The sequence below is a fragment of the Pseudonocardia nigra genome (genome assembly GCF_019396355.1).
Lineage (GTDB): Bacteria > Actinomycetota > Actinomycetes > Mycobacteriales > Pseudonocardiaceae > Pseudonocardia > Pseudonocardia nigra.
Genome location: NZ_JAHKRK010000039.1, coordinates 15,107 through 28,296, shown reverse-complemented (window position 1 = coordinate 28,296; position 13,190 = coordinate 15,107). Strand labels below are relative to the sequence as shown.

Here is a 13,190-nt window from a genome sequence, read left to right as displayed (position 1 = left end):
CCGCTCGGTCATCCGTTCACGGTAGCTCTCGGTCCCGGCTCGCCCTCCCCACCGCCCGCGCGGTCGGCGCGCTGCAGCTCGTGGAGGGCGACCAGTGAATCGGCCGCCGAGGCGACCAGCTCCGGCGCGGCCACCGTGCGCGGCGCGCGCTCGACCTGCCCGAGCGCGGCGAGCTCGTCGTCGGTGACTTCCAGGTCGGTGAGCTTGCGCGCGGTGACGAGCACGCGCGACTCCAGCGACGACACCGTCTGGTTGTAGCTCGCCACGGCCGTGTCGAGGCTGCGGCCGAGCTTGGCGACGTGCGTGCCCATCGTGGCGAGCCTGCTGTGCAGCTCCTTGCCGAGCTGGTGGACCTGCGCGGCGTTGCGGGCCAGCGCCTCCTGCCGCCAGCTGTAGGCGACGGTGCGCAGCAGGGCGATGAGCGTGGTGGGGGTGGCGATCACGACGTTGCTCGAGAACGCGTGCTCGAGCAGCGCGGGGTCGGACTGCAGGGCGGCCTCGAGGAACGGGTCGCCCGGCACGAACAGCACCACGAACTCCGGCGACGGCTCGAACGCGGCCCAGTAGTTCTTGGCCGACAGCGCGTCGACGTGCTGGCGCAGCTGCCGGGCGTGGGCGGACAGCCGCTCGCGGTGCACGTCGGGGTCGCGGCTCTCCACGGCCTCCAGGTAGGCTGCGAACGGCACCTTCGCGTCGACGACGATCTGCTTGCCGCCCGCCAGGCGCACCACCATGTCGGGGCGGATGCCGCCGTCGTCGCCTTGCGCCGTGACCTGGGTGGAGAAGTCGCAGTGCTCCACCATGCCGGCCAGCTGCACGATGCGCTCGAGCTGCAGCTCGCCCCAGCGGCCCCGGACCTGCGGCGCCCGCAGCGCATTGACCAGCTGCTTCGTCTCGTGCTGCAGCTGTTCGGAGCTGAACCGCATCGCGCTGACCTGCTCGCGCAGCCCCGCGTAGGCCGACTCCCGCTCCTTCTCGACCGTGCGCAGCTGGCCCTCGACCCGCTGCAGCGCCGACGCCATCGGGTCGAGCAGCTTGCCGACCGCCTCGGCTCGGGCGACCGCGTCGCCGTCGGCCCGCGCCGCGAGCGCGGCCGTGGCCTCCTTGATGCGGCCCTCGGCGAGCGCTACGAACTGCTCGTTGTTGCGGGCCAGCGCGTCGGCCGACAGCGCCTGGAACGCCTGCTTCAGCTCGGCGTCGCGCCGGACGAGCAGCTGCTCGCGGTGCGCGCCCGCCTCCCGCTCGCTCTGCAGCGCGGCCGTCGCGGCCGCCGCCTCGGACTCCGCCCGCCGCAGCCGCTCGACCGCCCGGTCGTGCTGCTCGCCGAGCTCGTCGATGCGTTCGAGCAGGCCCGCCCGCTCGGCGCGCAGCCCGGCGGCGTCGGCCCGGAGCATCGCGGAGGCGTCGGCCGCGGCGCGGGCGGCCTCCGCCGCCGCCACCCGCGACCGGGACGCGAGCAGGAACCACACGGCGCCCGCGCCGAGCGCCGCGCCCACGATCACGCCGATGAGCAGGACGGAGACGGTCGCGGTGTCCATGACGATCAGGGTGCAACGGGGGGCCGACGAAATCGGGCCAGGCGCGCCGGGGCATGCGGGACCTGACGGCCAGCGGGCGGCGCGAATCGGCGAGCGGTCGAACGGATGGTCGAGGACTGCCGGCCCGGGAGGAACGCGGACGCTCGCTGGTGGTCGGGTTCCGTCCGATGATCGCCCCGAGATACGCATCCGCGCGGTCGAAAGTGCAGGAACCGCCATCTCGTGGTGATCAGCTCGCCTCTGATCGCGCTGAGATGCGCGTCTGCGCGGGCGGAACTGCGGGAACGGTCATCTCGTGGTGATCAGTGGGGCGCCGGTCGGGGTACTGCGCGTCGAGGGCCTGAGCGATAGCGGCAAGATCGCCGCGAACTGCGGATCTGTGCGGTCCGACGTGCAGGAACTGTGATCTCGCGGCGATCACTGTGCCCGGTGATCGTCGCGAGAGGTGCGCCTGCGTGGTCGGAAGTGCGGAAACCGCCATCTCGCGGCGATCACTGCCTCATGGTCGCCGCGAGATGTGCGTCTGTGTGGTCGGAGCTGCGGAAACGGTCCTCTCGCGCTGATCAGCCCGCCCATGGTCGCCGCGAGATGCGCGTCCCCGTCGTCCAAGATGCCGGAACGGTCATCTCACGGCGATCATCGGGTCGCGGCCCGGGTCTCAGCCCCGCGCCGCCTCGTGGTCCAGCAGCCACCGCTTGGCCGGCACGCCCCAGCGGAAGCCGCCGAGCGTGCCGTCGGTGCGGAGCACCCGGTGGCACGGCACGAACAGCGCGGCCGCGTTCCGCGCGCACGCCGACGCGGCAGCACGCACGGCCGCCGGCCGTCCGGCCTTGGCCGCGTACTCGGTGTAGGTGACGGGGGCGCCTGCGGGCACCGCGCGCAGGACGTCCCACGCGTGCTCGAGGAACTCTCCCGACCGCTGCCGGACCGGCACCCCGTCGATGGCGGACAGGTCACCTGCGTGGTAGCGCTCGATCGCGTCGGCGACGGGGCCGAGGTCGCCGTTCGTCAGCTCGGTGGGGCGCAGGGACGGGTGCACCTGCGGAAGCAGTTCGTCGAGGTCGGCCGTCCAGCCGGAGGCGAGGACGGCACCGTCGGCGTCGACGACCGCGGTGAACGGGCCGATCGGGGTGTCGAGGGTGGACCAGGTCGCGGTCATCATGACGTCCTTCCGGCGAGCGCGGCGGCCCGCCACAGGTGGGTGGCGGCGTAGGACCGCCATGGCTTCCAGTTCTCGGCGCGGGCGGCGAGCCCGGCCATGTCGGAGGGCAGCCCCAGCGCCTCGGCGCCGCGGCGCACCGCGAGGTCGGTGGCGAGCAGCTCGTCGGGTTCGCTAAGGAGGCGCATCGCGAGGTAGCCGGCCGTCCACGGGCCCACGCCGGGCAGCGCGGTGAGTTCTGCGCGCAGGTCGGCGGGATCGCGTCCGGCGTCGAGTACGAGCCCGCCGGCGGCCACGGCCCCGGCGACCGCGAGCACGGTCGCGATGCGCCGGGCCGGCCCGGTGAGCACTTCGGCTCCGCGTTCGGCGATGACCTCCGCCGTGGGGAACAGCAGGTCGGGGCCGCCCTCGGTGGGTCCGGTCAGCTCCGGGGGCAGCCGGTCGCCCAGCGCCGCCGCGAGCCGGGCCGCCGCCGTGCGGGCGGCGGCCACGGACACCTGCTGTCCCAGCACGGCGCGCAGCGCGGTCTCCACACCGTCGACCGTGCCCGGCAGTCGCAGCCCGGGCGCCGCCGCCACCGACGGCGCCAGCGCGGGGTCCGCACCCAGCACCGCGTCGACGGCCACCGGGTCGGCGTCGAGGTCGAGCAGCCGGCGCAGCCGGGCCACGGCGGGGCCGAGGTCGCGCGGGTTGCCCAGGCGCAGCGTCGCCAGGACGTGGCCTGCTGCGGGCTGGAGCGTCACGGTGGCGGCGCAGTGCGGCAGCCGCAGGGTGCGCGAGTACGTACCGTCCCCGACCGACTCGACGCCGTCCAGCGCGCGGGCGGCGAAGAACGCGAGCAGCCCGTCGGCGTCGAACGGCGACCGGTAGGGCATGCGCAGCACCAGCGTGCCGGCCAGCGCCGGTACGTCGCCGCGGCGGCGGCGGCCGGCCTCGCCGCGCAGCGTCGTGGGCGGCACCCCGTACACCTCGCGGATCGTGTCGTTGAACTGCCGGACGCTGGCGAAGCCCGCCGCGAACGCGACGTCCGCCATGCCCAGGGGCGTGGTCTCGATGAGCAGCCGCGCCGTGTGGGCGCGGTGTGCCCTCGCGAGCGCGAGCGGCCCGGCGCCGAGCTCGGCGGTGAGCACCCGGTTGAGGTGGCGCTCGGAGTAGCCCAGCCGCGTAGCGAGCCCGGGCACGCCCTCCCGTTCCACGATGCCGTCGGAGATCAGGCGCATCGCGCGGGCCGCCAGGTCGGCCCGGAGGTTCCAGTCGGGCGATCCGGGAACGGCGTCGGGGAGGCAGCGACGGCAGGCGCGGTACCCGCGCTGCTGGGCGGCGCCGGCCGTCGGCAGGAACTCGACGTTCGTGCGCTTGGGCGTCATGGCCGGGCACGACGGCCTGCAGTAGATCCCCGTCGTGCGGACGGCCGTGATGAAGTGCCCGTCGAAGCGGGCGTCCCGCGAGGCGACGGCGCGGTAGCAGCGTTCGTGGTCGAGGAGCACGGTGCAGACTCTGCCACCGGACGGGAGGGGCGGCTGGCGGAAATCGGACGCGAGCGCTCGATGAGAGTCCTCTCATCCGGCTCTCATCCGATGGTCACCGGCGCGCCCGACGATGATCCCATGCGCATGCCGTTGGTGATCGCGACCGCCGTGGTGCTCGTCGTCGGTGTCGTGGTCGCCGTCGCGTCGCTCGGGTCCGCTGCGGACGCCGGCGCGCCGCCGCTCGAGCCCATCACCGTCGAGGTGCCCGCGGTCCCCGCGCCGCCCGCCGTCGAACAGCAGCCCGCCGACCCCGCGGCCCCCGGCGCGCCCGCCGAGCAGCCGCCCGCCGACCCGGCGGCACCCGCGCCCGCTCCTGCTCCCGTTCCCGAGCAGCCCGCGCCCGACCCGAACGGCTTCGTGCAACCACCGCCGCCGGTGACGGACGACGATGACGACGACGGCCCGGACGACGACGGCCCGGACGACGACCTGGATGACGGCCCCGATGACGACGACTGACCGGTTCGCCGGGTTGGGCCGGGCGCCCGCCCTCGGCGAGGATGGCGACCGGCGCCCGCCGGTCCGGCGGACGCCACGACGGCCACCGGGAGGTCGCCCATGCCTCCGCCGCCCGACGCGCAGGCGCCGTCCCCGCGGCGGCGCCTGCTGCCGTCGACGGCGCGCACCCGCATCATCGCGTGGGTCCTGCTGCTCGTCCTCGCTGCAATGGCCGTGGTCACGTTCGTGACGTGGCGGCTGCTCATCCAGGCCACCGACGAGCGGATCGAGGCCGGACTGCGGCTCGAGGTCGACGAGTTCGTCTCGCTCACGGAATCGGGCATCGACCCGCGCACCGGGCAGCCCTTCGCCGGCATCGAGAACGTCATAGAGGAGGCCATCGCCTACAACGTGGCGCGGCCGAACGAGAAGTTCCTGGGCTACGTCGACGGCGTGTTCGTGAGCCAGAGCAGGCAGCAGCCCGGCACGCCGATCGTGCTCGCCAACGATCCCGCGTTCACCGCGCTCGTCAGCGGCATCACCGAGCCGCAGCGGGGGATCTACGAGAACGAGCAGCTGGGCGAGGTGCGCTACCTCGCCCTCCCGGTGACGCTCGCGGGCGACCCGTCCCGAGGCGTGATCGTCGCGGCCTTCCTGGCCGACGCCGAGCGGGCACCGGCGAACGAGGCCGCCCAGCTCATGCTGCTCGTCGGCGGCGTCACCGTGCTGGGTGCGGCGGCCGCGGCGTGGCTCGTGGCCGGCCGCATCCTGGCGCCGCTTCGCGACGTGGCGGCCACCGCACGCACGATCACCGACACCGACCTCTCCGACCGGATCTCCGACGGCGGCGAGCGCGACGAGCTGGGTGACCTCGTCCGCACCGTGAACGCGATGCTCGACCGCGTCGAGACTGGGGTGGCGGCGCAGCGCCGGTTCGTCGACGACGCCGGGCACGAGCTGCGCACGCCGATCACGATCGTCCGCGGGCACCTGGAGGTGCTCGACCCGGCCGACGCCGACGACGTCCGCTCCACCGTCGCGCTGGTCGACGACGAGCTGGGCCGGATGAACCGGATGGTGTCGGACCTGCTGCTGCTCGCCCGCTCCGAGCAGCCGACGTTCCTGCAGCCCGGGCCGGTCGACGTCGCCGCGCTCACGGAAGAGGCGTTCGACAAGATCGAGCGGCTCGGGGACCGGGAGTGGGTGCTCGAGACCTCGGCCCGCGTCGACGCCGTGCTCGACCCGCAGCGGATCACCCAGGCGATCGTGGCGCTCGCCGACAACGCGTGCCGCTACACCGGCCCCGGCGCGCGGATCGCGCTCGGCTCGCAGCTCGCGGGCGGCAGCCTGCGGTTCTGGGTGTCCGACACCGGGCCGGGCGTCAGCGAGGCCGACCGGGCCCGGATCTTCGAGCGCTTCGCCAGGGGGACGGGCGCACGCCCCCGCTCCGACGGCGCCGGCCTCGGGCTGTCCATCGTGCGCGCGATCGCCGTGGCCCACGGCGGCCAGGTGCTGCTCGACAGCGTGCCCGGCCGCGGCGCCACGTTCACCGTCGTCGTTCCCGCCGTCGTGACCGGGGGGTCTTGCGCATGAGTCAGCTTGCGAGCGAATCGTCGGAACAGCGTCTGCGCGAAGCGCCGCCCGAGTACCGGGGGACGGCAGCCGGCGGGGTGGGTAAGCACAGCGAGGGGATGCGATGAGTCGGATCCTGATCGCAGAGGACGAGCCGCGGATCGCCGCCTTCGTCGAGAAGGGCCTGTCCGCCAACGGGTTCGCGGTCACCGTCGTCGGCGACGGGCCGTCGGCCTACGACTACGCGACGACCGGCGGCTTCGACCTGATGGTGCTCGACATCGGGCTGCCCGGCATCGACGGGTTCGCGGTCCTCCGCAAGCTGCGCGCCGAGCGCTGCCCGATCCCGGTGATCGTGCTGACCGCCCGCGACAGCGTGCAGGACACGGTCGCCGGGCTCGAGGGCGGCGCCGACGACTACATGCCCAAGCCGTTCCGCTTCGAGGAGCTGCTGGCGCGGGTGCGGCTGCGGCTCGCGACCGACCGGTCGCCGGAGCTGACCGTGCTGTCCCACGGCGGCCTGCAGCTGGACCTGCGCACCCGCCGGGCCCAGGTCGGGGGCCGGACCGTGGACCTGTCGGCGCGCGAGTTCGCGCTCGCCGAGACGTTCCTGCGGCACCCGGGGCAGGTGCTCTCACGCGAGCAGCTGTTGAGCCACGTGTGGGGCTACGACTTCGACCCCGGCTCCAACGTCGTCGACGTCTACGTGCGCTACCTGCGGCGCAAGCTCGGCGCCGAGCGGATCGTCACGGTGCGCGGGATGGGGTACCGGCTCGACGACCACCCGTGACCGCTCACGCGCCCCGGCAGATCACGCCCTGGATCCAGCCGCGCTCGCAGGCCTGGCGGAGCTCGGCGCGCATGCGCCGGTAGTCGGGGGAGACGGTCGGGCGCGAGGCCCGCCCCCGGGCCGCCTCCCGCTCCGCCTCGGCGCGCGCCGCCGCCTCGGCCGCCGCTGCCGCGGCCTCCGCTTCCGCCCGCTGCTCGGCGATCAGGCCGGCCGCCCGGTCCCTGGCCGGAGCCAGCGCGAGCTGCGCGATCTGGGCGCCGGTGACCGGCGGACCCGTCGTGATCGGCGTGTCGATCGGCGCGCTCGCGTCCCGACCGACCCCCGCAGCGACGTCCGGGACGTCGGTCCGGCATCGTCAGCGCCGTGCTGCTGCTGGCCGCCAGCGCCGCGAGCACGGACCCTGCGACGAGCAACCTGGACGGCACCCGCACGAGAACCACCACTTCCCCCCGAGAACAACATGGTCCATCTCGACCATCGACGCAGGTCCGGTCGCGTTAGCCCAGCTCATGCGATCGGGTGATCGACAGGCGCCGACACGGCATCACGAGCCGCTCATTACGGGGCGCCTCGGATGCATGGCGAGGGGTGTGGGGGTGCTTCCGCCCCGCCGACCGCGCGATGATCGTGCTTTGCTGTGCCCGTCCGTCAGGGACGCCGAAGGAGGGCCGGTGGCCGAGCACGATGACGATCCGGCGGTCGCGGCACTCGACGAGCTCGGCGAGCAGCTCGACCGCACCATCGCCGAGCTCGCGATGGCGCGGGTGCGCGTCACACAGCTGGCGCGCCTGCGCGTGTCCGGGCTGAGCTGGTGCGAGATCGTCGAGTGCGAGGAGCGGCCGCTCGTGGTGGAGACGGTGTCCCGGGCCCTTGACGACCTCGGCACCGTCGGCGGTCGCTTCCGCCGCGAAGAGGCGCTGGCGCTGCAGCGCGAGGACATGAGCATCAGCCGGATCAGCAGGCTGTTCGGCGTCACGCGACAGCGGGTGTCGGCGCTCGTGCAGGAGCGCGCGGCGGTGGGGACGGAGCCGGGCGCCTGACGCCGCTGACGAGACCTCCTCCCGCCGCTCCTGCTCCTCCTCCCTCATCGACGGAGACGGCTCCGCCGGCCTCGTGCTCGCCGACGGCTGAGCGAGGACCGCTCCCGTCGCGTACCGGTGCTCGTGGCGGGCGGCGCCGACCACCGCCGGGATCCGGTGACCGCTGGTGGCGGCGGGGGAGTCCGCGGGCGATCGGCGCCGTCGTCGCCTGAGCGACGAGTGCCTCAGTCGTCGTCGCCGTCGTCGTCCGGGGTGTCCCCGTCCGGGGTGAGGTCCTGGTCGTCAGGGCTGTCGAACGGCGACTCGGCGGAGTCGACCGGGCTCTCGAAGGGGGAGTCGGCGGACTCGGGGGAGGCGTCAACCGGAGCCGGGGCCAGCGGGGCGGGGTCGACGGAGCCGGCGGCGGAGCTCACGGTGACCGGCCGCAGGTCGTCGCGGTGCGCGGTGTCGTCGTCGGCGAGGGCGTATCCGGCACCGGCGACGCCGAGCCCGGTGAGGGCTGCGCCGAGGGTGAGGACCTTCCAGGTGGTGCGGGCCATGTCGGTTCTCCTTCGGGGGAGGGCGTTCTCGCTGTCATCCACTACGGTGCCGGGCCGCCGTGAGGCGTTCGGGAGAGCTGGATGAGGCCGTTCTCATCGATGGGCGAGCCACTGCTCGGCCAGTGCCAGCAGGGCGAGGGACGCAGGCCGGCCGGTGCCGGTCGGGGCGCGGGTCACCGTCCCACGGTCCGGGCCCGGCGTGGCCCGTCGATGAGAGTGGGATGAGAGGCCTCTCATCCTCCTGACCGCGCCGGCGCGCCCGCAGCACCAGACCGCCGATCAGCAGCACCACGAGGACGACGGGGGCCCACCCGGCATGGGTCAGCACGTGCGGGCCGACGCGGTTGCCGAGCAGTACGAGCGTGACCGTCCACGCGCTGCCCGAGACCGCCACCGCCGGCCCGGCGATCCGGTACGGCACGCCCGCCCCACCGGCGACCCTGGGCATCAGCGGCCGGGCGGCCGCCGCCCAGTGCCCGCCGACGAGCAGGGCGGCCGTGGCGGCCGGTCCGCGGTCGGCCAGCCAGCCCGCGGCCTGCCGGGCGCGGGCGTGGACGAGGTGCAGCCGCCGTCCCCGGGGCCCGGGGGAAGGCCCTGCCGGACCGCCCGCGCCACCACCCCAGGTGGGCCCCGGCGACCGTGGCGGCCGCGGTCACCACCAGCACGGGCAGCAGGGCGTGGGGCGCGGTGTGCGACCACAGCCCGAGCGCGACGAGCAGCGTCGTGCCGGGCACGGCCATGCCGACGAGCGTGCCACTCTCGACCACCAGCATCGCGGCCGCGACGGCGAGCACGACCGGAACCGGCCAGCCCGCGGCCACCTGCAAGAGGGTGTTCAGCACGCGAGGCGCCTGCGGAGGAGGCCGGTGATCGTCACGGTGTCGACGTTGCCCGCTCGCGGGTGCGGGCACGATCGGGATGATCCCCCGGTTTTCCCGGGGGCCGGACCCCTGACGGGGTGGGCCCAGGCCTACCGCCGTGGGGTCGTCGATCGGCCGCACTGGACCCGTGCTCGGCCGGATCGCGCGATGGCGCGGTAGCGACGGGCATTGCAGCAAAGCCACTTTCACGCAACGACGTTGCAGGAAAGTGGCTTTGCTGCGGCTCGGCCCGGCCACGGCTGCCGCGAACCCCGGCGGGCGCGGAGGGCCCCGGGTATCGCGACTACCCTGGTTCCCCGTGTCGCTCACCCTCGGGATCGTCGGGCTGCCCAACGTCGGCAAGTCGACCCTGTTCAACGCACTGACCCGCAACGACGTGCTCGCCGCGAACTACCCGTTCGCCACGATCGAGCCGAACGTCGGGGTGGTGCCGCTGCCCGACCCGCGTCTCGACGAGCTGGCGAAGCTGTTCGCCTCGGCGCGGACCGTGCCCGCCACGGTGTCGTTCGTCGACATCGCGGGCATCGTCAAGGGCGCCTCCGAGGGGGCGGGGCTGGGCAACAAGTTCCTCGCCAACATCCGCGAGTCCGACGCGATCTGCCAGGTCGTGCGCGTGTTCGACGACCCCGACGTGGTGCACGTCGAGGGCCGCATCGACCCGGCGTCCGACATCGAGACGATCGCCACCGAGCTGATCCTCGCCGACCTGCAGACCCTCGAGAAGGCCGTCCCGCGCCTCCAGAAGGAGGCGCGGACCCAGAAGGACCGGCGCCCCGCCCTCGAAGCGGCCGAGTCCGCCGCCGAGATCCTCAACTCGGGCAAGACGCTGTTCGCCGCGGGAGTCGACCGCGCGCCGCTGCGTGAGCTGTCGCTGCTCACCACCAAGCCGTTCCTCTACGTGTTCAATGCCGACGAGGGCGTGCTCTCCGACGAGGCCCGCCGCAAGGAGCTCACCGACCTGGTGGCCCCGGCGGACGCGGTGTTCCTCGACGCGAAGGTGGAGGCCGAGCTCCTGGAGCTCGACGAGGAGTCGGCCCGCGAGCTGCTGGAGTCGATCGGCCAGCCCGAGCCCGGCCTGTACAGCCTCGCCCGCGCCGGCTTCCACACCCTCGGGCTGCAGACCTACCTCACGGCCGGGCCGAAGGAGGCCCGTGCCTGGACGATCCCGCAGGGCGCCACCGCCCCCCAGGCCGCCGGCGTGATCCACACCGACTTCGAGCGCGGGTTCATCAAGGCCGAGGTGGTGTCCTACGCCGACCTGATGGAGGCCGGGTCGATGGCGGCGGCGAAGGCGGCGGGCAAGGTCCGGATGGAGGGCAAGGACTACGTCATGGCCGACGGGGACGTGGTGGAGTTCCGCTTCAACGTCTAACGGGTTCCGCCTCGACGGTGCACACCTGACGCCGGCCGTGCACACCTCCCGACCTGTGCACGGCCGCGCCTCGATGTGCATGGTCGGAGCCGACCCGGGCTACGCGCCCTCCGGTTCCTCCGCCGTGAGGTACGGGCGCGCCCAGTCGTACGCCGTGGTCTGGCGGATGCCGGTGTCCCGAGCGATCTGCGGCCACGATTTGCCGCGGGAGTGCAGCTCGGCGAGCAGCCGCCCGGTGCGCTCCCTGCTGGCGGTGCGGATCTGCTCGGCCTGCCGGACGGCGTCGATCAGTTCGTGGTCGGTCAGCCCGTCGACCGGTACGGCGAGCATTCGCGCCAGGTCGTCGAGATCGTCGGACACGGAGCGACGCTAGGTTGCCTCCCTTTCGGAAATCCGAAAGACTGGCCGTGTGAGGGATGCCGTCTACTCGATCCACACCACCCGGCCGGACGACGTCGGCGCCGTGGAGGTCATCTTCCGATCGGAACGTGAGGCGCGCGCGTACGCCAAGGACCGGTCGACCGACTGGCACGTGCTCGCCGTGTCGGTCACGCGGTTCGTGATCGGGGAGCTCGGCACGCGGCACCCGGTCGCCTGGTTCGTGGACGGCGCCGAGCAGCCGCACCGCAAGGCCCGGCCCGGGCGGCTCTACCCGACCGACGGTTGCCAGTAGCCGCGGCCGAACCGTTCGCCCCGGTCAGCGGCGCTCCGCCTGCGACTGGTCCTGCTCCAGCCACGGTTCCCACGTCTGCCTCCCTCGCCCCTGCAGCAGGAAGGAGACCAGCGCGGTCGGGGGAACTCTTCGTTCAGACGTCCCGCAGGTCACCGTCGCCGCTTCGCTCGGTCAGGAGGACGACCTCGAGCGGCTCGTCGGGGCGTTGGAGCTCGGACGTGTCGTCGACGCCCGCCCAGAACTCGTCGGCATCGCGGGCGGCGCCCAACGCCATGCCACCTCTCCCGTCGACGGCCACCCAGACCTCGATCAGCCGCATACCCAGTTCTGAGTCGGAGTCGAGATCGGCGACGTTCGAGTGGGCAGGTCGAGGGAGGTGGTCGTGCCGACCACGGTCGGTCGGTGTTCCCGTGGGCAACGGACGGCCAGCCACCAGCGGGTCCACCACCGGGTGAGATTGTCTGCTGTGGACCGCGCGAGGTCCTCCGCCGCGTCGTCCGCGGTCTGACTGGCATTCGGGTAGGACGGACGGCCCGCCTGTACCAACAGGTGGTGCGCACAGCCCGCACCGTCGAACCGGATCAGCCGGAACACCCGTAGCGCGCTGCCCACGGCGCCCATCGTGCCCGCGGTACCGCCGGGTCGGCGAGGGGGTCCGTGCTGGGGGACCGAACTCGGCGTGCGACCGCTCGTCGGGGTGGGACCATCCCGGCGCCTGACACCCGCACCGACTACCCCGTCCGCTCGGACGTCTCCGCTCGGCCGGCCTCCGCCACCCGGGCGCAGGCGGCGAGCAGCAGTCGCAGCTGCGGTGACGGGACGCCGGGCGGCGCGGCGAGCGAGGTCAGCACCGTGAGGTCGGCCAGCTTCCGGAAGGCCACCCGGGGTACGACGGGCAGCTGGTCGCGGTAGTAGAAGAGCGTCCAGGACGGCGGTCCGGTGCCGATCTCGGCGAGGGTGTCCTGCAAGGTCGTGAACGGTGGGCCGGGTGGGGGTGCGACGCCTGCCGCCCGCAGCGCATCGGTGACCATCGCGTGGAACGGCGGGTTGTTCAGCGCGGGGGCCAGCCCCACCGGCAGCTCACCGAGATGGTTGAGGCGCAACGGGTCGCGCTCGGCGAGCGGGTGCCGCTCGGGCAGGGCGACCACCAGCGGATCCCGCCAGACAGGCACCAGTTCCAGCCCGGGCGCCGACTTCAGCACCCGGACGAACGCCGCGTCCAGCCGGCCGGCCCGCACCGCGGCCAGCCGGTCCTCCTGCCGGGCCCGGGTGAGGCGCACGGCCAGGCCCGGCGCGGCGCCCGCCAGCTCGTCGAGCACCCGGTAGAGCCGGTCGCCGAGACCGTGGCTGCTGCCGATCCGCAGCTCCGTGCCGGTCCCGGCGTCGGCGGCCACCTCCCGCACGCGGTCCACCGCGGCGAGCACCGCGCGCGCCTCCGGCAGCAGCCGCTCCCCGGCGGCCGTGAGCCGCACGGTCCGGGTGGTCCGCTCGAACAGCCGCACCCCGAGCTCGCGTTCGAGCCTGCCGATCTGCTGGCTCACCGCGGGCTGCCCGACGTGGAGCCGCTCGGCCGCGCGCACGAACGTGCCCGCCTCCGCCACGGCGACGAAGTACTGCAGCTGCCGGATCTCCACACGTCCCCGATTCATCATGATCGTG

Annotated in this window: 13 protein-coding genes; 6 read left to right on the top strand and 7 right to left on the bottom strand. The window is 74.0% G+C overall.

Translation table 11 applies throughout. The features are described 5' to 3' along the window. Positions 1-8: 8 nt before the first annotated feature. From KME75_RS12780 to KME75_RS12770, 3 genes are all read right to left on the bottom strand, one after another. A complete protein-coding gene (locus tag KME75_RS12780) occupies positions 9-1,538 on the bottom strand; it encodes a DNA recombination protein RmuC (protein ID WP_219414837.1) in 1,530 nt (509 codons plus the stop codon). 658 nt (positions 1,539-2,196) lie between these two features. Beyond that, positions 2,197-2,700, bottom strand: a complete 504-nt coding sequence (locus KME75_RS12775) for a methylated-DNA--[protein]-cysteine S-methyltransferase (RefSeq protein ID WP_219414836.1) — start codon at positions 2,698-2,700, stop codon at positions 2,197-2,199. Further along, positions 2,697-4,184: a DNA-3-methyladenine glycosylase 2 family protein gene (locus KME75_RS12770; RefSeq protein ID WP_219414835.1), complete on the bottom strand. Its 1,488-nt coding sequence runs from the start codon at positions 4,182-4,184 to the stop codon at positions 2,697-2,699. The genes KME75_RS12775 and KME75_RS12770 overlap by 4 nt, the downstream gene beginning before the upstream one ends. 120 nt (positions 4,185-4,304) lie before the next feature. On the opposite strand from KME75_RS12770, the gene KME75_RS12765 reads away from it, so the two are divergent. From KME75_RS12765 to KME75_RS12750, 4 genes are all read left to right on the top strand, one after another. Continuing rightward, complete coding sequence (locus tag KME75_RS12765) at positions 4,305-4,685, top strand: hypothetical protein (RefSeq protein WP_219414834.1); 381 nt, start codon at positions 4,305-4,307, stop codon at positions 4,683-4,685. A gap of 99 nt (positions 4,686-4,784) precedes the next feature. Continuing rightward, positions 4,785-6,257, top strand: coding sequence for a sensor histidine kinase (locus KME75_RS12760; protein ID WP_219414833.1), 1,473 nt, complete (start codon positions 4,785-4,787; stop codon positions 6,255-6,257). Between the two features lie 103 nt (positions 6,258-6,360). Further along, positions 6,361-7,026, top strand: a complete 666-nt coding sequence (locus KME75_RS12755) for a response regulator transcription factor (protein WP_219414832.1) — start codon at positions 6,361-6,363, stop codon at positions 7,024-7,026. Between the two features lie 671 nt (positions 7,027-7,697). Next, complete coding sequence (locus KME75_RS12750; RefSeq protein ID WP_219414830.1) at positions 7,698-8,066, top strand: hypothetical protein; 369 nt, start codon at positions 7,698-7,700, stop codon at positions 8,064-8,066. A gap of 224 nt (positions 8,067-8,290) precedes the next feature. Here KME75_RS12750 and KME75_RS12745 read toward each other — a convergent pair whose 3' ends face one another. Beyond that, a complete protein-coding gene (locus KME75_RS12745) occupies positions 8,291-8,605 on the bottom strand; it encodes a hypothetical protein (protein ID WP_219414829.1) in 315 nt (104 codons plus the stop codon). 1,179 nt (positions 8,606-9,784) lie between these two features. Here KME75_RS12745 and ychF point away from each other — a divergent pair. Then, positions 9,785-10,858 (top strand): redox-regulated ATPase YchF, encoded by a 1,074-nt coding sequence (gene ychF / locus KME75_RS12740; RefSeq protein ID WP_219414828.1) that lies wholly within the window; start codon positions 9,785-9,787, stop codon positions 10,856-10,858. A 99-nt stretch (positions 10,859-10,957) separates the two neighbouring features. Here the strand turns inward: ychF and KME75_RS12735 are convergent, their stop codons facing one another. Then, positions 10,958-11,218 carry a hypothetical protein gene (locus tag KME75_RS12735; RefSeq protein WP_219414827.1) on the bottom strand — a complete coding sequence of 87 codons (261 nt, stop codon included), beginning with the start codon at positions 11,216-11,218 and terminating at the stop codon, positions 10,958-10,960. Positions 11,219-11,267: 49 nt separating this feature from the next. Here KME75_RS12735 and KME75_RS12730 point away from each other — a divergent pair, with 49 nt between their 5' ends. After that, positions 11,268-11,531 (top strand): hypothetical protein, encoded by a 264-nt coding sequence (locus KME75_RS12730; protein ID WP_219414826.1) that lies wholly within the window; start codon positions 11,268-11,270, stop codon positions 11,529-11,531. Positions 11,532-11,664: 133 nt separating this feature from the next. Here the strand turns inward: KME75_RS12730 and KME75_RS12725 are convergent, their stop codons facing one another. Both KME75_RS12725 and KME75_RS12720 read right to left on the bottom strand, forming a co-directional pair. Continuing rightward, positions 11,665-11,850 carry a hypothetical protein gene (locus tag KME75_RS12725; protein ID WP_219414825.1) on the bottom strand — a complete coding sequence of 62 codons (186 nt, stop codon included), beginning with the start codon at positions 11,848-11,850 and terminating at the stop codon, positions 11,665-11,667. Positions 11,851-12,262: 412 nt separating this feature from the next. Further along, complete coding sequence (locus KME75_RS12720; protein WP_219414824.1) at positions 12,263-13,165, bottom strand: LysR family transcriptional regulator; 903 nt, start codon at positions 13,163-13,165, stop codon at positions 12,263-12,265. Between the last annotated feature and the right edge of the window lie 25 nt (positions 13,166-13,190).

Coding starts and splice junctions, on each gene's coding strand:
- KME75_RS12780 (WP_219414837.1), bottom strand. CDS start 1,538: ATGGACACCGCGACCGTCTCCGTCCTGCTCATCGGCGTGATCGTGGGC.
- KME75_RS12775 (WP_219414836.1), bottom strand. CDS start 2,700: ATGATGACCGCGACCTGGTCCACCCTCGACACCCCGATCGGCCCGTTC.
- KME75_RS12765 (WP_219414834.1), top strand. CDS start 4,305: ATGCGCATGCCGTTGGTGATCGCGACCGCCGTGGTGCTCGTCGTCGGT.
- KME75_RS12760 (WP_219414833.1), top strand. CDS start 4,785: ATGCCTCCGCCGCCCGACGCGCAGGCGCCGTCCCCGCGGCGGCGCCTG.
- KME75_RS12755 (WP_219414832.1), top strand. CDS start 6,361: ATGAGTCGGATCCTGATCGCAGAGGACGAGCCGCGGATCGCCGCCTTC.
- KME75_RS12745 (WP_219414829.1), bottom strand. CDS start 8,605: ATGGCCCGCACCACCTGGAAGGTCCTCACCCTCGGCGCAGCCCTCACC.
- KME75_RS12725 (WP_219414825.1), bottom strand. CDS start 11,850: ATGCGGCTGATCGAGGTCTGGGTGGCCGTCGACGGGAGAGGTGGCATG.